We start from the raw sequence: 22,388 nt of genomic DNA, 5'->3' as shown, positions 1-22,388 counted from the left end.
ATTTAAATAATAAAGAATTGGTGCGATCGCACCAACTCCTTACACTTTTTATCCTTGTTGTTGGTTTAACCAAGCTTCTAAATCAGCAACATTAGAAAAGTCTAGTAATGCTTCTCCTAGAGTTTCTAATTGTTCAACCGATAAACCTTTAATTCGCTCGATTAATGATTCATTAATTTCCCCAACACGGCGATTGAGCAGACGTATAATTAAATGTTGTTCTCCTTCCTGTCTTCCCTCTTGTTTGGCTTGTTCCCTATCTCTTTGATAAAGTGGTTCTAATCGCATAACTAACTCCCTATCATCTGCTTCTAATTCTTGATTTACTCTCAAGTTTTCGCGCAAGTTGTAAACTAATTCCAGGGTTGCTTTTTGGTATGGATGATTTAATGGTAACCCTTGCAACTCGATAATTGCCTGTGACTGTACGCTTCCCCTACCCAAAAGCCTCAACCATAATGTTTCCGGTATCTGTGGTAATTGATGTATCGCTACAATTGCTGTCCGCAAGGCATCTGGGAGAAAATGCACTCCTGATAACCAACTGTCTTTTTCAAGAGTTCCAAAGCTAGACAATCTAGTTTCAGATACTGTTGGAGTAAGAACCCACAATTTGGGAATTTCTGAGTCCTGAAGTTTGATTTTATTGGCTTTAGCTTCTCGGCGTAAAAGAGCTTTGACTTCTAATAATTTGAGAATACAGTCGCATATTTCATCGCTAGAAGCTGGATTGCGGAATGGTTCTATGAGTGCAGGATTTTCAGCAAATCTTCCTAGTAAACCCAGTATTTGTAAATTAGAGCTTTGCTGTTTGTCAGGAGTGAAGAAAACATCTATTTCTTTAATCTCTCCTGAGACTTTTTCTGAGGAATTGACTTCTCCGTAATCTTTTAGCAATTCCTCAAGATAGTCTTTGGCAAATTTGTCATGTATGAAACGTGTCATTCAATTAGTTCTCTAGTTATTTAAATTATCAAAAGTCGGTGCAATGCGCGATCGCACCATCTCACGTTCTGCAAGCAATGAATCTTGGAGAAAATATAATTGAGGGAGCGTTAAGAATTGGTATTGGGAAATTTACAACTAAAGAAGAAATCGAAAAAGTATCTTCTGCGATCGCCAGTGCAGTAAAGGCTATTTTCAGCCTAAAATCATAAAACCCTTATTAGGGCTTTAAGAGTAATATTTTCAATCACATAAAGTTGTCAAATTGTCAAATAATTTGGCAAGCGACACTTATGAATTCGCAAGTTGTCGGTAGCGTTCCTGAACTTCCTGAATCGAAAACAAAGTTTCAAACTTCAACCCAGCCGACTGGTACAACTCACCTCCGCCTTGCTGTCGGTCTACCAGTGAAATTATTTGATTTACGGTATAACCTGCATCTTTAAGACGCTCAACTGCTTTTAAAGCCGATTGCCCAGTTGTAACGACATCTTCCAAAACTACTACTTTTGCACCTTCAGGTAAAGTGGGGCCTTCTATATAAGCTTTCGTCCCATAACCCTTGGCTTCCTTGCGAATAATCAGTGCTGGTATAGGGCGGTTTTCATAAACAGAAACTATACTCACTGCTGTCACCATTGGATCAGCCCCCATCGTTAAACCACCTACAGCCTGAGTATCTACAGGTAGTAAAGGAAACAGCAATCGTCCGACTGCCAAAGCTCCTTGAGGGTGAAGTGTTACCTGCATCTTATTGACATAATAAGAGCTACGCAGCCCAGAAGCGAGAACAAAATCACCTTCTTGATAAGCAAGTTGAGAAAATAAATCTAGTAGCTTGTGGCGCAAAATAGTCAAATCAGCAGTGGTTGCCCAAATATCAGAGTGGGTAAGAGTTTCAGTAGGATACGTCATTACAAAACATTAAAAGTTGTGCTACACCAAAGGTTGAACTCATCAGAGTTCTGAAGTTAAGCATAAATTAAGATTGCCCAAAAATTGAGGAGTTAGGAACGTGGGTATAAAATTTAAAGCCTTTGGTGGTTTATTGGTACTGCTTGCTGCTGGTATTGCTTTTCCCTCTGTTGCATCTGCCCAAACGGAAACCCCCAAAACTGAAACTACGAGTGATGCATTTGAGCGAGCTTATTTTCGTCACGATCGCAATTTTTACGAAAATGGTAGCCTCAAGCGGCAACTAGACTCACTTCTAGGAGGTGGTTACGGTTTCGGTGGTTCCTTCCCAGAAAATGAAATTGCCCGCGATGCTCAGTTGCTTAACACTTTATATCATGATGTCCTGACTCAACAAGTTGGCAACGATCCATATATTCGCACTCCTGATTTACCAAATCCTTACGACACATCGCTAATGATGTCTCCTCGTTTGAATAGCAACAAACTCAAAGTGGGAACTGAATTCAAGTTTGAAACTTTACCACCTCGGTAATATTGGGGAGTAGGGAGTAGGGAGTGGGGAGTAGGGAAAAAATAATTAATGCCCCATGCCCCATGCCTTTTATCCCTCTATTACTGCTTTTGGATCATTCTAGTGCGCCCTGCTGGAATCGAACCAGCCTGAAGACGAATTATGAGTTCGTTGCCTCCCCAATCGGCCAAAGGCGCTTGTTTTGTTGGGTTTCGGGTTCATAAGAGTTAATTATTTCAACTCTTAGGTCAACCTGATTTGCTAATTTTAGACTGAGGAAAATACCTCATCCACTGAATTTAACCAATTGCGTAATTATAGCACACATTTACACCTGTGAATACTCGACAATAGCTTATCAGATTTTTATACTACATAATTTAATCATAAAATAGTGCAGACTAATATTGATTAAGTTCCTTTAAGGATTGAGGTCAAAAGCTTCACTATTCTTAAATAGACCAGCATTCTATTGTGATAGCTTGTCAGCGATGAAAATAAATTCTACTGTACTTCTTACTTTGGTTTTGTTAATCCTGATGATGGGAGCAGGTTCTGTGAGCGCCCTTTTGGGGTTTGAACTAGGTAGTTCAGCACTAAAAGGCGTTACTACACCAGATGGGCGTCCGACAACCAAATTTGCCAGTAATAAAGCAAATAGCTCCCAACAGGGAGGGCTAGTGCTATTAAAAGAGGACGAAATTCTGAAAATTGTCAAAGCGCGAATTGAGGGTAAGACCAAGGCTGCTAAATCGGAAAAGCTAGAGGACGATGATGAAGAAACCAATAGCAGCAAGCAGAAGCCAGAGGAAAAACCCCCAGCAGTGGTTGAAGAAAAACTCCAGCCAGGTTTTCCAGTTACTGCCCTCAGTGAGGGCGTAACCATGTCTGTGCAATCTGTCCGCTACTCTGGTGGTGATTTGCTACTGAAAGTGAAAATGCAGAACAAAGGTAAAGATTCTGTCCGCTTCCTGTATAGTTTTTTAGATGTTACTGATGATAAAGGACGAACCCTGAGTGCTAGTACAGAGGGTTTACCAACAGAATTGCCTGCAAATGGGCCAGCATTTACAGGTACAGTGAGCATTCCCACAGCTTTACTTGATGATGTCAAGAAAATATCACTTGCTCTTACTGATTATCCCGCTCAAGAATTGAAGCTAGAGGCATTGAATATTCCTGTAGAAAGGTAGATTGGGACTGGGGACTGGGGACTGGTGACTGGGGACTGGGGGCTGAATTCTTCCCAATACCCAATCCCCGATACCCAATCCCCAATCCCCTTAAATGGAGGGCGTGAGTTTTACACGAGCTTTGGTGGTGATTGGTTTTCCTAATTTAATTTGGACAGATGTGGCGCTACGGTTATTGTCAGTGCTACTGCTGATTGCCATAAATGCCTTTTTTGTGACGGCGGAATTTTCGATGGTGAGCGTGCGGCGATCGCGTATTCACCAGCTAGTTAAGGCTGGGGATGTTCCAGCGATCGCAGTCGAGATGCTACAACGTAGTATTGACCGACTACTATCTACTACTCAGTTAGGTATTACCCTCTCTAGTTTGGCATTGGGATGGATTGGCGAAAGTACGATTGTGGTGCTGGTTAATGCATGGTTAAAATCCTGGCCTCTACCCAGTAGTATGACTACCTTCCTGGCGCATTCTCTATCAATTCCCATTGCCTTTTTCTTGATTGCCTATTTGCAAATTGTGATCGGAGAATTATGTCCTAAATCCTTAGCCATGCTGTACTCAGAACAGCTAGCTAGGTTTTTGGGGCCTTCGGTAAAAGCGATCGTGCGTTTTTTCGGCCCCTTTATCTGGATTCTCAACCAATCAACTCGTTTTTTATTGCGGATTTTTGGCATCCAATACACAGGTCAAGGCTGGAGGCCACCTGTGACTCCCGAAGAATTGCAACTGATTATCTCTACAGAATGGGGGTCTACTGGTTTACAGCGTGCGGAACGAGAATTGCTCAATAATGTCTTTGAGTTTGGGGATGTCATGGTTCAAGATGTGATGATCCCCCGCACCAGTATTATCGCACTGCCAAAAGATGCTACCTTCCAGACATTACTCAGAGAAATGGCTGCTACTGGTTACTCTCGTTATCCCGTGATTGGTGAATCTTTAGACGATATTCGCGGCATTGTTTATTTTAAAGATTTGGCACAACCTTTAGCTATAGGAAAGCTCAGTTTAGAGACACAAATCCAACCTTGGATGCGTCCCGCCCGATTTGTTCCCGAACACACACCCTTGAGTGAACTTTTGCCCATGATGCAGCAAGAGAAACCAGCTATGGTCATGGTAGTGAATGAATTTGGCTCTACTGTGGGACTAGTGACAATCAAAGATGTCATAGCCGAAATCATTGGCGACGCGAGTGAACCTGAAAGCAACGACGACTTGCTGATTCAGATGTTAGATGAGCATAAATTTTTAGTCCAGGCACAAATCAACCTCGAAGACCTCAACGAAGTTTTGCATCTCGATTTGCCCTTGACAAGAGAATATCAGACACTAGGGGGCTTTTTGCTGTATCAGTTACAGAAAATTCCGGCCATTGGCGAAACCTTCCGTTATCAAAATCTCGAATTCACAGTGGTATCAATTGTTGGCCCACGCCTGCATCAAATTGAACTGCAACGGTTGCAAGAGTTAGGAGTTGAGAGTTAGGAGTTAGGAGTTGAGAGTTAGGAGTTAGGAGTTATGAATTTTAACTCAATACGCTTGGGTTAAGGGTTTTTGGTATGTAGAGACGTTGCATTGCAACGTCTCTACAAAAGATTTGGGGCATAACTGAACTGTATTGGATTTTAACTCCAAACTCCTAACTCCTAACTCCTAACTCCTAACTCCAAACTCTAAACTCCTAACTCCTAACTCCTAACTCAAAAAGCATACTCCACTGGATCAACAAGTCCCAATTCGGCAAAAGCTGCTAGCCGCAAGCGACAAGAATCACACACACCACAGGCGACATCTTCACCGGCATAGCAAGACCAAGTTAGTTCCCAAGGAACTCCCAATTGGTTCCCCAGTTGGATGATTTCAGTTTTTTTCAGGTTGATCAGGGGTGCAACAATCTTAATTGGTTGTCCCTCACGCCCTTGTTTGGTTCCCAGGCGAAAAACTTCCTGCATTGCCTGGATATAGTCGGGGCGACAGTCAGGATATCCTGAGTAATCTAAGGCATTGACACCGATATAGACACGTTCAGCTGCGATCGCTTCGGCTAAACCAAGAGCAAAGCTTAAAAATATGGTATTACGAGCCGGAACATAAGTTACAGGAATATTTTGAGACATTTCACCCTGCGATCGCTCTTGGGGTAAATCAATGGCATCATCGGTAAGTGCTGAACCACCCCATTGTCGTAAATCAAAATTAATTATCTGATGTTTTGCGATCGCAACTTTTTGAGCAACACTGAGGGCTGACTGTAACTCTCGTCGGTGTCGCTGCTGGTAATCAAAGGAAATAGCATGACATTCACAGCCATCAGCCTTAGCTTTGTATAGAATTGTGGAAGAGTCTAATCCCCCAGATAACAGAATTACAGCTTTCATCTCAGTTGCAAATTTGGGATTTTAAATCGCTAAATTAGACCTCAACATTTCTGGTCAGGAAGCAATGCTAAAGCAACTCCTGAACCTTGTCAGTGATGGTAAACAACGCCCCACCTTAGATATTCCAAAGAAACAATCTACACTAGTTTCTCTCAAAAAGCGATGCGATGTCTTCTCTACCAGACCCTACGGGTAGTTTGCTTCTTTGCAGGATTATTTGCCTACAACGGTGCTGCAAATAATCATACAAAAATCTTTTCAATTAATCAGTGCCGATAATTTCCGATAGCATGTTTCTTTCAAAAAGCATACATGTTACTTTTTCATGACTTTGTAATTTTAGTAGTATCAATTAGATATTGATCCCGGTAACTAATTACCTAAATGCACCAATTAAGTTAAGTAGGAGCAGAGTTAGGCGAACCTGAGAAATTTGAAGAATTTACACTTAAGGCTTACTTAATGTTTTAAAGTTAATAAAAAGACACATATTTATTGTAAAAAGTGCAAAATCCAAAACAAACCCGAACTATCTATACAAAAGATATTTGGATTACGGGAACCGATCATAAACTTTGAAATTCTTCATAAACATAGGCTCTATGTTACCATCTGGATGGTTTTAGACGGATCGTAACTGGCTTTCGAGTATAAACGCCAACGGCCGTAGCGTCTCTAAATTTGGTGGTTGAGGAGAGAATAATAGTGCAAGATAGCATGTCAGTGGCAGAACCGAATCTATATACACAGCGTAACCAGCCACGACCGATCCGCATAGGCGTGATTGGAGTGGGTAACATGGGACAACATCACGCTCGCGTGCTGAGTTCAATGAAAGATGTTGAACTAGTCGGAGTCGCAGATATTAATGTTGAGCGAGGGCTAGAAACTGCCAGCAACTACAAGGTGCGTTTTTTTGAAGATTACTGTGATTTGCTACCCCTTGTAGAAGCAGTTTGTGTAGCTGTTCCCACCCGTCTGCACTATGCCGTGGGCATCAACTGTCTGTTAGCGGGAATTCATGTTTTGATTGAAAAACCGATCGCAGCCAGTATTTCTGAGGCAGAGTCTTTAGTAAATGCCGCAGCTGAGTCTGGGTGTATCCTGCAAGTGGGTCATATTGAGCGTTTCAATCCAGCTTTTAAAGAACTAAGCCAAGTGCTTAAAACTGAAGAATTGCTGGCGCTAGAAGCCCATAGAATGAGTCCTTACTCAGATCGGGCAAACGATGTTTCGGTTGTGCTGGATTTAATGATCCATGACATCGACCTACTTCTAGAATTAGCTGCTTCCCCAGTCACAAAATTGACTGCTAGCGGTACTCGCGCCTTGGACTCTGGTTATTTAGATTACGTAACTGCCACCTTGGGGTTTGCCAATGGTATTGTTGCTACTCTGACCGCCAGTAAAGTTACCCACCGAAAAATTCGCCGGATTGTCGCCCATTGCAAAAATTCATTCACTGAGGCAGATTTTCTCAAGAATGAAATTTTGATTCACCGACAAACGACTGCCAATTCTCTCACCGACCACCGACAGGTACTTTACAGGCAAGATGGTGTAATTGAAAAAGTCTACACCAGCAATATTCAACCCTTAAGTGCAGAATTAGAGCATTTTGTCAACTGTGTACATGGGGGCAATCAACCCTCAGTAGGTGGTGAACAAGCTCTCAAAGCCCTGAGATTGGCAAGTTTGATTGAGCAGATGGCGCTGGAAGATCGAGTTTTGAATCCATTAGAGTGGCAATCGGAATCAAGAGTACAATCATTGACCCCGACAGCCTAGAAGAAGGGATGAGGGGGATGAGGGGGACAAGGTAAAATTTTCTCCCTGCTCTCCCACAGGCGCAACCTCACAACCTCAGAAGAAAACCCCCTTAGTATGTTTTTAAATTTTCCATCAAATCTTTAGATCCTCCCTAGTCCTTTTAAAAAACCGACTAAGGGGGATCTAAAAAATTAGAAAATAAAATCTGGTGGTTGGTTTCATTAATTTTTTCAGGTTCGTAGTGAGCGATTTATCGCTCAATTTCAAGGGCTAAAGAGACGCGAAATTTCGCGTCTCTACAACCCTTCAAAATTTTTGAGACAGACTACTAGCTTCTACTTCTCTTACTCTGTTTATTCATTTCGATGCCAAGTTTTTGTGCAGCCGAATTACCTTGACTTTAGCAAGCGGGGATAGTTAGCTTTTTTAAAAGCTAAAGCGGAATCTTAGTAACAAGACTAGTACAACAATTTCAGGAATTGACTCAATGCTTGAATGGATAACTAATACTATCAACTATTTTGGTTATTGGGGAATCGCCCTACTAATGTTCCTAGAGAACCTTTTTCCCCCGATTCCTTCAGAATTGATCATGCCACTGGCTGGATTTACAGCAAGTCCATATCAACCAGGGGGGGCAAAGCTGAATATCATTGGTGTGTTTTTCGCAGGACTTTTGGGTTCTGTATTGGGCGCACTTATTTGGTATTATCCAGGTAAGTTTTTGGGCGAAACTCGTTTGAAAGCTTGGGCTGACAAGTATGGCAAATGGCTGGCTATATCCAGTAAAGATATCACCAAGGCCAAAGAGTGGTTTGACCGACGAGGTAGAACAGCAGTATTAATTGGTCGTCTTGTGCCAGGAATCCGCACCTTGATTTCTGTTCCCGCAGGTATCAGCAATATGCCTTTGCTGCCATTCTTGTTTTACACAACAGTAGGTAGCGCGGCTTGGGTGGGTTTGTTAACATTCTCAGGATATGCTTTGGGTAGTCAGTATGAACTTGTGGACAAGTACCTTGCTCCTGTGTCCAAAATCGTACTTGGCGGTTTGGTTCTAGCATTTGTTTTCTGGATATTCAAGCGCCAGTTAAGACGCACTAGAAGATGAAACACGAAGGCTTTTGGTTTGAAAGCAGTAAAAGCAGGGGTTACATCTGGCCAAAATTCGCCTACACTATGCCAAATAATACTAGACGTGCGTTGGCATGAGCTTATCGCAGGTATCGCCCGAATAATTTTTGGCGTATTTCTAGCTACACTTGACGCAACCTAGAATTTCTGGTTGCTCGCATTTTTGTAAGATGAGCATGACAACTTTTTACAGTTAAGTTTGAACTAGGAGCTTTCATGACAGACCAACCTTCCGCCGCTACCCCCATCAATGCTGCTGCTATACCGATGAATAGAGTGTCAGCATCGACTCCCATCAATGCTGTTAATAATGTTCCTCCCAAGACAGGCGGTGTTCCGGGGAAAACTATTCTCAGCGTTGATTTAGGCAGAACTTCCACAAAAACTTGTGTGAGTCGTGAACCCAGTAATGTGGTGTTCGTACCTGCCAACGTCAAGCAGATGTCAATTGAACAAGTACGCGGTGGTGTTTTTGAAGCCAGGGCTACTGACCCCTTAATGGATTTGTGGCTGGAGTATCAAGGAAATGGATATGCTGTTGGTCAACTGGCAGCCGATTTTGGGGCGAATCTAGGAGTTGGCCAATCTAAGGTAGAGTCTGCACTGGTAAAAGTGTTAGCAAGTGCTGGCTACTTCAAACTTAGAGACGATATCTCGGTCGTACTAGGTCTGCCTTTTCTTTCCTTAGAGCAATTTGAAAAAGAAAAAGCCCAGTTGATTAGCCAAGTAGGCGGGCCTCATGTGTTGAACTTCCGAGGCGAATCTATTTCGCTGAATGTCAGTAAGGTATGGGTAATGCCAGAAGGCTACGGTAGCTTGCTGTGGTCTGAAGCTCAACCGAAGAAAAGTCCTAACAGTCCCGATTTTACAAAAATATCGGTGGCGATCGTTGATATTGGACATCAAACCGTCGATCTTTTGATGGTAGATAACTTCCGTTTTGCTAGAGGTGCTTCTAAGAGCGAAGACTTCGGTATGAACAAGTTTTATGAATTGGTATCCGCCGAAATCGAGGGAGCAGATAGTCAATCTCTAGCTCTGATTTCCGCCGTGAACAAACCCAGAGGTGAACGCTATTACCGTCCTAAAGGCGCTAGCAAGCCCACCAACCTAGACGATTTTCTTCCCAACCTCACGGAGATGTTTTCACGGGAAATCTGTAGCCGTGTGCTAGCCTGGTTGCCAGAACGTGTCACCGATGTGATTCTGACTGGCGGGGGTGGTGAGTTCTTCTGGGACGACGTTCAACGTCTGCTCAAAGAGGCAAAGATTAATGCTCATTTAGCAGCACCTTCTAGGCAGGCGAATGCTTTGGGGCAGTATATTTATGGAGAGGCACAATTATCCTCCAATCGCGCTGCTAGGGCATAAAGCTGATGTTCCAATGGTCAAAAAAGGTAGTTAAATCCGTCACGTTCAACCCAGAGCTTGCTGATGAAAGCTTGTTAGCGCAAGTAGAAAGTTATTTGGACAAACAACCAGACAAGACTTTCAGCGACCTCTGTAAAGAAGCCTTATGGCAATCTTTATGTGTACCGGAACCTGTACAACCTGCTCGACAAACAGCAGCAACAACACCGATTGAACAGCAAATTGGTGAACTGCAACGTCAAGTGGCTGGACTTGAGGAACGTTTTTTTGCCAAGGGATTCTAATCGTTTGGAGGCGATGGAACACCATCTACTGCAACTTTCTCAACAAGTTGCACAATTGGCGCTCATTGTCAATGATCGATCGTTCATTCAGTCTCCAACTCAATTAGAAGTAGTAAATAATACTTCTTATACTGTTGCTACCCCTCCTCAAGAGGTTGACCCCGTAATCAGTCGCCTTAGTCAGTTTCTCGATGATTTTTAAGAAAAAATCACGTTTGTGAGCAGTTTTTGCTCCTTTTAACAATCCTTAATAATATTATCTGTTAAGGATTGTTAATGTTTATATAGAAAATATTAGGATTATTCAGATTTGTGTAGATGAAGCGAGATTTGTAAATTAAATCTGCTGTATATAACAGCTAGTACATCAACTCTCCGAGGCGATATGCTTTTAAAACTCCAACAAATTATTGTAAAACCTGGTCAACAAATGTTACTCCAAGATATTAGTTGGCAGCAGTTAGAAAATATTTTAGAAGAGATGGGAGAAAGGCGTGCTGCACGTATTTCTTATAGTCATGGCTGGTTAGAAATTATGGTTCCTCTACCAGAACACGAAAAAGATAAAGAATATATTGGTGAGTTAGTAAGAGTTTTATTAGACAAACTTCAAATTGATTTTGAGCCTTTTGGTTCCACAACTCTTAAAAATGAGCGATCGCAGCAAGCAGTAGAACCAGATACAAGTTTTTATATTCAAAATCAAGCTGCTGTAATTGGAAAAAATCGTATAGATTTAAATATAGATCCACCACCAGATTTAGCTATCGAAATTGATATTACTTCTCGGACTCGATTTGAGAATTATCAAATTTTGGGAGTTCCTGAACTTTGGCGACATACACAACAAGGTTTAGAAATTTTCTTGCTAAAAGAAGGGAAATATATAAAATCTGAATCTAGTCCTAATTTCCCTAATATCCCAATTGTTGAATTAGTTAATGAATATGTTCAGCAGTGTTTAACAATTGGGAGAAGTCAAGCTATGCGTAATTTTCGAGATTGGGTCAAAAATAATTTATAACCGTTTGTAATCTGTACGCCTTACTTCAGCAAGCTCTCGGCAGATTATGATAGAAATCTAAGGCTTTCTGAGAAAGGCGATCGCTCATGACTACTGAGACAAATCCAGCAGCCATTGTGGACTGGGAACCCCCCACCCCACCTACAGATTTAATTTTTGATGATGGTGAACCCTTGGAATCAAATCGCCACCGCATTGCTATGAATGTCCTGATTCGGTCATTGCAACAAGCTTGGGCTGACCGGAATGATTTTTTTACTGGTGGCAGTATGTTTATTTATTACAGCAGCGCCCAAGTACGTAACCAGGATTTCCGTGGCCCCGATTTCTTTGCTGTCTTGAATGTGGACGGGACTAATTCTCGTCAAGGTTGGGTAGTGTGGGAAGAAAACGGTCGTTATCCTGATGTGATTGTAGAATTAATGTCACCATCTACAGCCAACATAGATAAGACTGTTAAGAAAGACCTTTACGAACAAACTTTTCATACTTCAGATTATTTTGTCTATGACCCCTTTGATCCTAATTCTTTGCAGGGGTGGCATTTAGATCATGATCAGCAATATCAATCTTTGACACCAAATGAGCGTGGTTGGCTATGGTGTCAAAAGTTAAGTTTATGGTTGGGAACCTATGAAGGAACAATAGACAGAGAAACGGCGGTATGGTTGCGGTTTTATGATGTAGCTGGGAGTTTGGTTTTGTTACCAGACGAAGCTGCTGCGGCACAAGCACAAGCCGCAGTTGCAGAAGCAGAAGCGGCTGCTGCTGTACGAGAAGAAGCAGCGGCTGCACAGGTGGCTCGTTTAGCGGCTAGATTGAGAGAATTGGGGGAAAATCCAGATTTGTTATGAGAGATTTTGGCTTTTTTGATTTGTTTGGAATACAGTTTTGAGTTGTAGGAGGAATAGATGAAGAGACAAGTTATTATCTATCCAGGAAAAGATGGTTATTGGGTAGCTGAATGTCCTAGCTTACCTGCTTGTATCAGTCAAGGAAAAACGAAAACAGAAACTATTGGCAATATTAAGGAAGCTGTTAAATTATATATTGAAGTATTAAAAGAAGAAGGTCGGCTGATTCTAATCGACTTATTGTAAATTAAAAACTGGGTGCGATCGCTATTTTGAAATATCAAAATTAGTCAGGGCGATCGCTATTTTGAAATATCACAATAAGTAAGTGCGATCGCTATTTTGAAATATCAGAATGAGTCAGGGCGATCGCTATTAGGTAAAGCTGCAAAATTAAGGTTGAATCGGTACAAATTCATATTTATCAGTACCAGGTATTTGTTGAACTTTGACTAAGAAGATGGAATTATTGGTGCGATCGCCTGACTGTGAAAACTGAATATTTCCCGTTGCACCATCAATTGAAAAACTCGGACTGTGCAGCGCTTTTTGCAGTCCTTCACGGGTGTTACTTTGCTGCAAACCTTTAGCGATCGCTGTAGTTGCATCATAAGTGGTCGCTGTTCGCCAATTTACAGGCCCGCCCCAAAGCGTCTGCGCTTTTTTTGGAAAGGAATGATTAGAAAATGCTATAGGATGCCAAGGTACAGGGATTATTATGCCATTAATAGCTTTCCCTTCCTTTAATACTTCGTTCGTAAGCAGTGTGGGACTACCAAATATGTTCAACTGCCCTTGATTAGCTTGTGCTATCGCTAGACCTTGCTTTATTCTTTCTATGTAGATAGCTAATACTAAGCCATTAGCGCCACTGCGGATAGCTTCAGAAATGACTGCATTAGAGTTAAAATTGCTGGTAGAAATATTGCAATCTGTGGGATTGATATTACCATTAGCAGCCTTTATCGCTTTGACAAACTTATCCTTAAACAACAGATTATCTAATGATTGCGGATCAACACAGAAAAGAAAATTAGTTTTGCCTGCTGTATTGATGGCATAATCCGAAACTTTATCTGCTATGGAGCTAACACTAGGAGCAGTACGGAAAATATAGTTGCCAACATTAGAGAGATTTGGGGCATAACTAGTGGGAGTTATCATCACTAACCCGTCTCTTTGATACACTGGGGCTGCGGAAAGGGAAGCATTACTAGCATTATGTCCCACAACAGCTAAGATGCTGGCATCTCTGCCAAAGCGAGTGGCAAGCTGTACAGCTTCACTTGGATCATTATCATCATTAGCGATCGCTACCTCTAAAGCTTTGCCATTAATACCACCACTGCTATTTACTTCATCTTGAGCTTGAGCCACACCGCGTAGGATCTCTTTTGCTACGTTTGGATTTGTACCAATGGGTACGCTCACAGCAATTTTGAGCTTATCTTCTTTCTGACGAGCTTTAGCATTGTTCAAATAAATCAATGCTTCTGGGTCACTAAGATTAGCTTTGCGATATAAATTTAACTTCTCAATAGCAGTTTGACATTCCCCCTCTAAAAATGCTTTAACTCCAGCTTCTTTAGCTGGGTTTGTATCTTGTCTTAATAAAACTTCTTCACCCAAGCTAATTCTGTCATTCAAACTATACGTCTTTTTAGCACAGGTAGGGTTAGGTGGAGATAGATTTTTCTGGAGAAGAAAGTATACTAAAGTACCGCCAACAAATACTCCGATTACCCCTATAATGCAAGCTACTATATAGTATTTAACATTGCTATTTTGAGGATCCGAATCATCATTAGTAACTACCAAAGGTGTAGTCAAGGGCTGTTCGGCAATGATCGGAGCTTCAATTAAGGCTATATCTTCATCTCTGAGTCCTAACGCTTGCTGAAGACGTTTTAAATCAGCGCGAGTTTTATCGCTGGAAGGAAACTTATGTTTAATCTCCTTGCGTAACGCTTCTTCATATTTATGTAAATTTTCTTTGTAATCTTGATAAGGTTTTAAAACCTCAGCCTCTTTAGCAGCAGCTTCATCAGGTGTTAGTCCTAATATTTTTTGTTGCCTATCTAAAGCAATACGACCAATATCAGAAATTTCACCATCTCTTACCCAATATTCAACATCTTTACCATATTTGAGTTTAGGCTCATCAATGGGTGCTTTAGCAAGCTTAATTTTATAGCCTTCTTTAATAGCATATATTTCTGGTTTCATCGCCGGAGTGCTTCCTTGCACCTTCTTGGCAGCATACTCATGCAATTCATCAACTGAAATCAAACCATCTTCATCTCGGTCTGCTGCACCAGTTTCTAGCCCTTCAACTATATAACGGGTGTAAGTTGAAGTTTCTGCTCCTAGCTGTACAAAAGAAAATTGGGTTGAGGTACTAGATGTCAGAACAGCCCGCCCTTCTCCACCCAATTGGTTTTTGACATCCACAAACCCGTCATCTTTCGCTGCCATATCCTCGGCAAAGGCACCACTAAAACAGCAATCAAGAATTACTACCTCGCGTCTAGAGCGACTATCACTCATAAACTTATGCACAAAGCTAGCTGGTACTGCGGTTGATTCAAAAAGTTTACCTTGTGGATTTTTGTGAGTATTACGTGCTGCAAAGTGAAGCTTACCACTCTCATCTTTAATGCCATGTCCAGAGAAAAATAACAGCAAAAGATCATCTCTTTGACGATTATCAAATAAGGTTTGGATGGCTACCCCCATCTCATGTTGTTGAGGGTTTATCAGTATTTTTACCTCGTTAAAATCCCCAATTTCTGGATCTTCCAAAACTTGCTGCATTGCCTCAACATCTTTTATTGTCGCTGGCAATGGGTCAAGACCAGAATCATACTCGCTAACTCCGATTAGCAGCGCTATTTTTGCCATCTCGCTATTTTTCCTTACTGCTGAAATTTCTTAGTTGCCTGCGATAAACTTTTGAGCTTGTTCAATGGCGGCATTTAACTCTTTCTGACTGCTAGCTTTTACCTTAAGTTTTTTACCGTTAGCTTCAACTTCCAATTCAATAGTTTTGTTGCCCAAGCGATCGCCCAAATATCCTAACAATTTCTTAAAATTGGCAAGGCTTACCTCAGCCTGCAACACTCCCAGCAGAAAACCTCCAAACGCCATTGCTCCTGGAGGAATTTCTGTAACTGCCACAAGTTCAGCACTTTCTACATCTAAATCTCTAATTTCTCGCAGCAGATTCCGCGTTTCCCGTTCTAGCTCATCTGCATCTAAGTCTGGATTAGAAAGAGCGATCGTTAACTTGACGTTAGATTCAGAACTCATTTTGTACCCTTTTCAGTTCTAAGCAGTTGACTGTCAACTATATTGCCGTGATTTCTCTATTGAGATCATATTTTCTCTGTAAATGTCCTGAAATTTCATCAAGATTTTTACGAAAACTCATAAAATTTAGGTAAAAATTACTAGAAATCAAAAAGACGTAGCACTGCTACGTCAAAACAATTCTTTTTCGGAGATGTCTATTACGTCAGGTTAACTAAAACAAATCTAAATCTGTCACAGCACCAATACTGCTAGAAGATACCAATTTGGCATATTTCGCTAACACGCCTTTAGTGTAGCGCGGAGCCGGAGGTTGCCAATTGGCACGACGACGGGCTAATTCTTCTTCGGATATATTCAACTGCAACAAACGAGCGGGTGCATCAATAGTAATACTATCGCCTTCTTCTACAAGAGCGATCGCACCACCAACGGCTGCTTCTGGTGCAACATGGCCAACCACCATGCCGTAAGTACCGCCAGAAAAACGTCCGTCGGTAATTAATCCTACAGCATCACCCAAACCAGCACCGATAATTGCTGAGGTGGGAGCCAACATTTCGCGCATCCCAGGCCCGCCCTTAGGCCCTTCGTAGCGGATGACTAGAATATCACCAGCTTGAATCTTACCCGCCAAAATTGCAGCTAAAGAAGCTTCTTCCGATTCAAACACCCGTGCAGGGCCGGTAATCACTGGTTTTTTAACACCAGTAATTTTAGCGACAGCCCCTTCTGTTGCCAAATTACCTCTGAGGATGGCTAAATGTCCTTGAGGATACATCGGGTTGTTCCAAGTCCGAATCACATCTTGATTGGCGGATGGTTCTTCTGGTATATCTGCTAATATCTCTGCGATCGTTTGACCAGTGATGGTGAGACTATCACCATGTAGTAAATCATGCACAAGTAGCATTTTCATGACTTGGGGAATGCCACCAGCTTTGTGCAAATCTGTAGCTACATATTTACCGCTTGGTTTTAAATCACACAAAACAGGAACGCGGGCGCGGATGGTTTCAAAGTCGTCTATGGTTAACTCTACATCAGCAGCGCGGGCGATCGCTAAGAAATGCAACACTGCATTGGTTGAACCACCCACCGCCATAATTACAGAAATGGCATTCTCTATAGATTTGCGGGTGATAATTTGGCGGGGTAAGATTTGTTTCCGAATAGCTTCGACTAACGCATAAGCCGATTTTTCGGTACTGTCGGCTTTTTCGGCATCTTCAGCTGCCATTGTCGAAGAATAGGGCAAACTCATTCCCAGCGCTTCAAATGCTGAAGACATGGTGTTAGCTGTGAACATTCCCCCGCAGGAACCAGCGCCAGGACAAGCGCGACTTTCGACTTCTAATAATTCTTTTTCGTCAATTTTTCCAGCACTGTATTGACCAACAGCTTCAAAAGAACTGACTACGGTTAAATCGCGTCCGTTGTAGTGACCGGGTTTAATAGTGCCACCGTAAACAAATATTGCAGGGATATTCATCCTGGCGATCGCCAGCATTGCCCCTGGCATATTTTTATCACAACCGCCAATTGCTAGCACACCATCCATACTTTGTCCAGTACAGGCGGTTTCAATGGAATCGGCGATGACTTCCCGCGACACTAGGGAATATTTCATCCCTTCAGTTCCCATCGAAATCCCATCGCTGATGGTAATTGTGCCAAACATTTGTGGCATTGCTCCGGCGGTTTTAACGGCAACTTCTGCCCTTTGTGCCAGTTGATTTATCCCCATATTACAGGGAGTGATCGTGCTGTAACCGTTGGCAATACCCACAATGGCTTTATTGAAATCTTCATCTTTAAAACCAACTGCCCGCAGCATAGCTCGATTAGGCGATCGCTGCACCCCTTGCGTCACAATTTGGCTTCTTAAATTCTCCGACATAGTTACATCATCCTCTAACTTGCATGTATAAGTATAATAGGTAGCAAGTTTTGACATGTCCAATATATATTTATGAATATTTGAGACTTATAAAATATCAAAACTATGGAACTGCGACACCTGCGCTACTTCATTGCTGTAGCTGAGTAACTACACTTTAGTAAAGTCGCAGACCGACTTCACATCGCTCAATCGCCCTAAGAGGCAGTTTTATTTGATTCGTGAAAAATATAAAATTTGAAAACGTAGACTCGCAGAGGCTTGCCGCAGGCTACCGCAAAGTATTGGCTTTGGGCGCAAAGGGAAGAAACAAGAAAGAGATATATAATAATACCATCCTTGACAGTTTAAAGCCGAGTGCATTTTGTCACAGTTGGCGCATGTTTGGCTTTGCACCTGAATTCTTCAACATTAGACTTTTTGCGTAAATAAAGAATCACACCCCATTTCTAAGAGCGATCGCTTAGGAATGGGGTGTTACACAATTTTGCAAAAAGTCTTATTAAATTAAAGGATAATGTCGCTTGCCACTAGTTGTGGTGATCCTTCAAGCTGAATCTCGAAATTAGCCGATAGATTATTAGTGTTAGCTTGGAGAATACCTCCTGAATAACGAACCTGACCAACTGCAAAGAATGCGCTACTGCCAATGTAAGTAAAGGCTTGGTTGCCCGCTATATTGGAGTTGGCGTCGATGGTAGAAAGATCGATGCGATCGCCTATAAAGATACCGTTTCCAACAAAGTCCTTGATAATGTCCCGTAAAACACCAGGTTGACTCTCAGAAACTGAGTCGAAATCGAAAACATCGTTGTCAAAAACATCGTTGCCAGCACCCCCATACAGAGTATCAGTCCCAGCACCCCCATTGAGGGTATCGTTGCCATAAACGCCAAAAAGGGCATCGTTGCCGTCTAACCCTGCGAGGTAATCGTTGCCACCAACGCCAAAAAAATCATCCCCTGTGAGGACATCGCCGTTAAGACCGCCAAAGAGGGCATCGTTGCCAGCACCCCCATTGATGATATAAGTGCTGTTGAAATAAACACCGCCAATAATGTCGTCACCGTTAAATCCGTTGATATAAACGGAATCGACTCTAAGTAAAGGAAAACCAAATTGATAATCATATACATCACGTCCATTATTGTCATTTAGAATGTCAGGCCCATTAGTACCGTTGAAAGTTAAAATTGCCATTAGTGAGTTTCTCCTGAACTTAGAGGGTAAAAAAATTACCTCATCACTTCCCCATCAGAAAACGGCGTTGCTGATTAAAAGTATGAATTTCCTTTCCCCCAAAGGCGCAAAGGAAACAGTTTCAAACATTGAATTTTTGAATTTCACACTTTCATTCAGCAACGCCGAGAAAACAAGGTGGAGAAATAACGAGTGGAAAGAGATAACTGAACCACACCTGATTAGAACAGGTGTTTGCTGTGAAGTCTGAAAAGTTGAGAAGATTTGAGAAACACTGGATGTATTGATGATGTTGGCATCAAAATTGTGCCAAGAGTCATTGTTATATACTGACTTTTCACGCTATGTGGAAAAGCCAACGATAGTTCTGACTGTATTCAGAATTACAAGATTATAATATAACCCTCCAGCCTACTTTTTTATATCTATAAGAAAGAATAATTAGCAATATTTTTTTCCTCTCGCCAAAAGCAAATCTGAAACCTATATTTAGAAAGAGTTAGTGTTGCCTATTAAGATTTGTTTGAGGGGTTCTGTAGTTATGTATAACCAAGTAATTGCCAGTAAGTTCAAAGCCTTGTATCATCGTAAAAGTTGCAATTGTATTACCTGATTTTCTCATGTATACGTGGCGCACCTTAATAAGCATTAGTAATTTTATATTTCTCAGATGTGCTTGTGTTAACTCTTGCATAAATACAAAATTACACCCCACTCCTAATAGCGATCGCTTAGGAGTGGGGTGTTAGCTACTTTTGCAAAAAGTCTATAAAACAATACAATTCAGTTAACGCTAAAAACCTTAAACTATGTAGGTTGGGTTGAGGAACGAAACCCAACATTTCCGGGGCTTTGTTGGGTTGCGCTTTGCTTAACCCAACCTACAATTTTTCACAAAGCCAAGCGTATTGGTCTATAAAATTAAACTATAATGTCGCTTGCCACTAGTTGTGGTGATCCTGTAAGCTGAATCTCAAACTCAGGAGACTGATTCCCAGCAGTGTTACCTTGAAGAACACCTGCTGCATAACGAATCTGACCAACTGCGGAGAATGCCCTAGTCCCAATGAAAGTAAAGGCTTGGTTGCCGATTATATTGGAGTTGGCATCGATGGTAGATAGATCGATGCGATCGCCCGGTAAGTTACCGTTTCCAACAAAGTCAGCGATCGCATCCCGTAAAACACCAGGTTGACTCTCAAGAACTGAGTTAAACTTGAAAACATCGTTACCTGCTCCTCCAGTGAGGCGATCAGTCCCAGTACCGCCAGTGAGGATATCGTTGCCACGACCACCGTTAATAGTATCGTTGCCACTACCGCCGTCAATAGTATCGTTGCCAGTACCGCCAGCGTTAATAGTATCGTTGCCACTACCGGATTTAATAATATAGTTGATATTGTTGTCAAAACTACTGGTAAAGATACTGCCGTTTTTATCACTGGCCCCACTAGAAGAAAAAGAGCCAGTTGGAGAACGTCCGTCACTTGTGCCACTTGGCATTATACTGGAACTGTTATTATCACTGTCACTGTTATCGTCAGTAGCAGAAAAGATAATGTCGCTTACCACTAGTTGTGGCGCTCCTACAAGCTGAATCTCAAAGTCAGCCGACAGATTCCGATCAATATTAGCTTGGAGAATACCTCCTGAATAACGAACCTGACCGGGTGCGGAGAATGCGCTAGCCCCAATGAAAGTGAAGGCTTGGTTGCCCTCGAAGGTAGATAGATCGATTTGATCACCTGGCGAGTTGCCATTTCCAACGAAGTCAGCGATCGCATCCCGTAAAACACCAGGTTGACTCTCAGAAACTGAGTTGAACTTAAAAACATCATTACCTAATCCTCCAGTGAGGAGATCAGTGCCAGTATCGCCAATGAGGCGATCGTTGCCAGTACCGCCGTTAATCGTATCGTTGCCTGCTGCGCCAATAAGACTATCGTTGCCAAATCCGCCATTAACCGTATTGTTGTTGTTATTGAGTCTAAATCCGCCAAATCCGCCGTTAATCGTATCGTTGCCCGCTCCGCCAATCAGGCTGTCGTTGCCGTCTCCACCGTCAATCAAATCGTCGCCGTCTCCACCGTCAATCAAATCGTCGCCGTTTCCACCGTCAATCGTATCGTTGCCTTTCTCGCCGTCAATCGTATCGTTACCTAATCCGCCAATAAGACTATCGTTGCCTAATCCGCCATTAACCGTATTGTTGTTGTTGTTGAGTCTAAATCCGCCAAATCCGCCGTCAATCGTATCGTTGCCCGCTCCGCCAATCAGGCTGTCGTTGCCGTCTCCACCGTCAATCAAATCGTCGCCGTCTCCACCGTCAATCAAATCGTCGCCGTCTCTACCGTCAATCGTATCGTTGCCTTTCTCGCCGTTAATTGTATCGTTGCCTGCTGCGCCAATAAGACTATCGTTGCCTAATCCGCCATTAATCGTATTGTTGTTGTTGTTGAGTCTAAATCCGCCAAATCCGCCGTCAATCGTATCGTTGCCCGCTCCGCCAATCAGGCTGTCGTTGCCGTCTCCACCGTCAATCAAATCGTCGTTGTTTCCGCCATTAATTGTATCGTTGTTACTACCACCCTTAATCGTATCGTTGCCATCAAATCCGTTGATGATATCAGCATTAAGGATATTAGGGAAATTAAAAAAAGAATCAACTACACCGGACAGATTATCAGGGCGATTAGTACCGTTAATGTTTGCCATTAATGAGCGTCTCCTAAAATTACAAGGTAAAAAAATTACCTCGTCACTTCCCCATCTGAAAATGCCGTTGCTAATTAAATGAATTTATTTTCTTCCAAAGGTGGAAAGGAAATAGTTTCAAATTTAATTTTTGAATTTCACACTTTTATTCAGCAACGCCGAGAAAACAAGGTGGAGAAATAACGGGCGGGAAGATATAATTGAACTAGACCTGATTGGAATAGGTCTTTGCTGTTAAGTCTGAAGATTTGAAAAGCACTGGATATAGTGATGATATTGGTATCAAAATTGTGCGAATATTTACAGCACAATTCAGAATTGAGAAGGAAAAGACGCTTTATACCTGAATAACAGATTTAGCTTGTGTACCTTAGCAATTTTAAATCTGCTGTATGTTATATGTTTGTGTCTTATATCTTCACAGGTTCCACTAGTAGGCTGCTAGGTAACAAGCAGATTCTTTTCTACGAAATTGCATAGATTGTAGGACATTTTTACTGTATTCAGAATAGCAAGAGTATTATACTACCTTGAAGGATAAATCTTTCTATCTATAAGAAATAATAAGTAAATTTATTTTATAATTCTCGGCAAAACCTATCTGAAACGAACTGTATAAAGTTAAAGACGAGTGCATTTTGTCAATTCATCTAAATATAGAAATCAATTTGCATAATAATCACTATAAAAAGAAGAGGCAAGTTAAGCTTACCTCTCCCTAGGACTGTTAAATTATTAGAATTCTACCTGGTGTTTTATTTTCCAGGCAGGTCTATTAAAACAATTCGCAATTCGCAATGACGCTCCTACGTCGCTAACGCTGCGCTAACGCAATTACGTTTTGTGTCGGGGTCTAAATCCCCGTCACAAAACGCGCT

The 22,388-nt window shown here is 41.9% G+C and carries 18 protein-coding genes, 1 tRNA gene and 1 pseudogene; 11 read left to right on the top strand and 9 right to left on the bottom strand.

The window, feature by feature from the left end:
• Window positions 1-48: 48 nt before the first annotated feature.
• The gene (locus D1367_RS25375) at window positions 49-945 is read right to left on the bottom strand and encodes a DUF4351 domain-containing protein (protein WP_118169222.1); all 897 of its coding nucleotides are present in this window, start codon (window positions 943-945) and stop codon (window positions 49-51) included.
• A 38-nt stretch (window positions 946-983) separates the two neighbouring features.
• Here D1367_RS25375 and D1367_RS25370 point away from each other — a divergent pair, with 38 nt between their 5' ends.
• Window positions 984-1,157 carry a hypothetical protein gene (locus tag D1367_RS25370; protein WP_228674746.1) on the top strand — a complete coding sequence of 58 codons (174 nt, stop codon included), beginning with the start codon at window positions 984-986 and terminating at the stop codon, window positions 1,155-1,157.
• A gap of 79 nt (window positions 1,158-1,236) precedes the next feature.
• Here the strand turns inward: D1367_RS25370 and pyrE are convergent, their stop codons facing one another.
• On the bottom strand, window positions 1,237-1,860 hold the full coding sequence (gene pyrE / locus D1367_RS25365; RefSeq protein WP_118169220.1) for an orotate phosphoribosyltransferase: 624 nt from the start codon (window positions 1,858-1,860) through the stop codon (window positions 1,237-1,239).
• A 100-nt stretch (window positions 1,861-1,960) separates the two neighbouring features.
• Between pyrE and D1367_RS25360 the strand changes: the two genes are divergently transcribed.
• Complete coding sequence (locus D1367_RS25360) at window positions 1,961-2,395, top strand: hypothetical protein (RefSeq protein WP_118169218.1); 435 nt, start codon at window positions 1,961-1,963, stop codon at window positions 2,393-2,395.
• Between the two features lie 103 nt (window positions 2,396-2,498).
• On the opposite strand, the gene D1367_RS25355 is transcribed toward D1367_RS25360, so the two are convergent.
• Window positions 2,499-2,571 (bottom strand) — tRNA-Ile (locus D1367_RS25355).
• A gap of 294 nt (window positions 2,572-2,865) precedes the next feature.
• On the opposite strand from D1367_RS25355, the gene D1367_RS25350 reads away from it, so the two are divergent.
• Together D1367_RS25350 and D1367_RS25345 are read left to right on the top strand one after the other, a co-directional pair.
• A complete protein-coding gene (locus D1367_RS25350; protein WP_118169216.1) occupies window positions 2,866-3,567 on the top strand; it encodes a hypothetical protein in 702 nt (233 codons plus the stop codon).
• Window positions 3,568-3,661: 94 nt separating this feature from the next.
• Complete coding sequence (locus tag D1367_RS25345) at window positions 3,662-5,056, top strand: hemolysin family protein (protein WP_181984958.1); 1,395 nt, start codon at window positions 3,662-3,664, stop codon at window positions 5,054-5,056.
• Window positions 5,057-5,271: 215 nt separating this feature from the next.
• Here the strand turns inward: D1367_RS25345 and queC are convergent, their stop codons facing one another.
• Complete coding sequence (queC, locus tag D1367_RS25340) at window positions 5,272-5,949, bottom strand: 7-cyano-7-deazaguanine synthase QueC (RefSeq protein WP_118169215.1); 678 nt, start codon at window positions 5,947-5,949, stop codon at window positions 5,272-5,274.
• A 705-nt stretch (window positions 5,950-6,654) separates the two neighbouring features.
• Between queC and D1367_RS25335 the strand changes: the two genes are divergently transcribed.
• The 7 genes and pseudogenes from D1367_RS25335 (at window position 6,655) to D1367_RS25305 (ending at window position 12,632) form a co-directional block, all read left to right on the top strand.
• The gene (locus D1367_RS25335) at window positions 6,655-7,737 is read left to right on the top strand and encodes a Gfo/Idh/MocA family protein (protein ID WP_118169213.1); all 1,083 of its coding nucleotides are present in this window, start codon (window positions 6,655-6,657) and stop codon (window positions 7,735-7,737) included.
• A gap of 469 nt (window positions 7,738-8,206) precedes the next feature.
• Window positions 8,207-8,830, top strand: coding sequence for a DedA family protein (locus D1367_RS25330; RefSeq protein ID WP_118169211.1), 624 nt, complete (start codon window positions 8,207-8,209; stop codon window positions 8,828-8,830).
• Window positions 8,831-9,069: 239 nt separating this feature from the next.
• Entirely contained in the window at window positions 9,070-10,224 is a 1,155-nt protein-coding gene (gene fcmB / locus D1367_RS25325; RefSeq protein ID WP_118169209.1) for a filament morphology actin-like protein FcmB, read from the top strand.
• A 5-nt stretch (window positions 10,225-10,229) separates the two neighbouring features.
• Window positions 10,230-10,710 (top strand): annotated as a pseudogene (gene fcmC / locus D1367_RS25320) (filament morphology membrane protein FcmC).
• A 183-nt stretch (window positions 10,711-10,893) separates the two neighbouring features.
• Window positions 10,894-11,532, top strand: a complete 639-nt coding sequence (locus tag D1367_RS25315) for a Uma2 family endonuclease (RefSeq protein ID WP_118169207.1) — start codon at window positions 10,894-10,896, stop codon at window positions 11,530-11,532.
• A gap of 86 nt (window positions 11,533-11,618) precedes the next feature.
• Window positions 11,619-12,386, top strand: coding sequence for a Uma2 family endonuclease (locus tag D1367_RS25310; protein WP_118169205.1), 768 nt, complete (start codon window positions 11,619-11,621; stop codon window positions 12,384-12,386).
• A 57-nt stretch (window positions 12,387-12,443) separates the two neighbouring features.
• Window positions 12,444-12,632: a type II toxin-antitoxin system HicB family antitoxin gene (locus D1367_RS25305; protein ID WP_118169203.1), complete on the top strand. Its 189-nt coding sequence runs from the start codon at window positions 12,444-12,446 to the stop codon at window positions 12,630-12,632.
• Window positions 12,633-12,779: 147 nt separating this feature from the next.
• On the opposite strand, the gene D1367_RS25300 is transcribed toward D1367_RS25305, so the two are convergent.
• The 5 genes from D1367_RS25300 to D1367_RS25270 all read right to left on the bottom strand — a co-directional run bounded on the left by D1367_RS25300 (window position 12,780) and on the right by D1367_RS25270 (window position 21,510).
• Window positions 12,780-15,287 (bottom strand): caspase, EACC1-associated type, encoded by a 2,508-nt coding sequence (locus D1367_RS25300; RefSeq protein WP_118169201.1) that lies wholly within the window; start codon window positions 15,285-15,287, stop codon window positions 12,780-12,782.
• A gap of 30 nt (window positions 15,288-15,317) precedes the next feature.
• Window positions 15,318-15,695, bottom strand: coding sequence for a hypothetical protein (locus D1367_RS25295; RefSeq protein WP_118169199.1), 378 nt, complete (start codon window positions 15,693-15,695; stop codon window positions 15,318-15,320).
• Window positions 15,696-15,909: 214 nt separating this feature from the next.
• Window positions 15,910-17,595, bottom strand: coding sequence for a dihydroxy-acid dehydratase (gene ilvD, locus D1367_RS25290; protein ID WP_118169197.1), 1,686 nt, complete (start codon window positions 17,593-17,595; stop codon window positions 15,910-15,912).
• A 507-nt stretch (window positions 17,596-18,102) separates the two neighbouring features.
• Window positions 18,103-18,795: a calcium-binding protein gene (locus tag D1367_RS32940; protein WP_118169193.1), complete on the bottom strand. Its 693-nt coding sequence runs from the start codon at window positions 18,793-18,795 to the stop codon at window positions 18,103-18,105.
• Window positions 18,796-19,716: 921 nt separating this feature from the next.
• Window positions 19,717-21,510: a calcium-binding protein gene (locus tag D1367_RS25270; protein ID WP_118169189.1), complete on the bottom strand. Its 1,794-nt coding sequence runs from the start codon at window positions 21,508-21,510 to the stop codon at window positions 19,717-19,719.
• Between the last annotated feature and the right edge of the window lie 878 nt (window positions 21,511-22,388).

It is taken from the genome of Nostoc sphaeroides, assembly GCF_003443655.1.
Taxonomy (GTDB): Bacteria; Cyanobacteriota; Cyanobacteriia; order Cyanobacteriales; family Nostocaceae; genus Nostoc; species Nostoc sphaeroides.
Note: the sequence above shows the minus strand (reverse complement) of the source record. Positions and strands in the feature narration are given on the sequence as shown.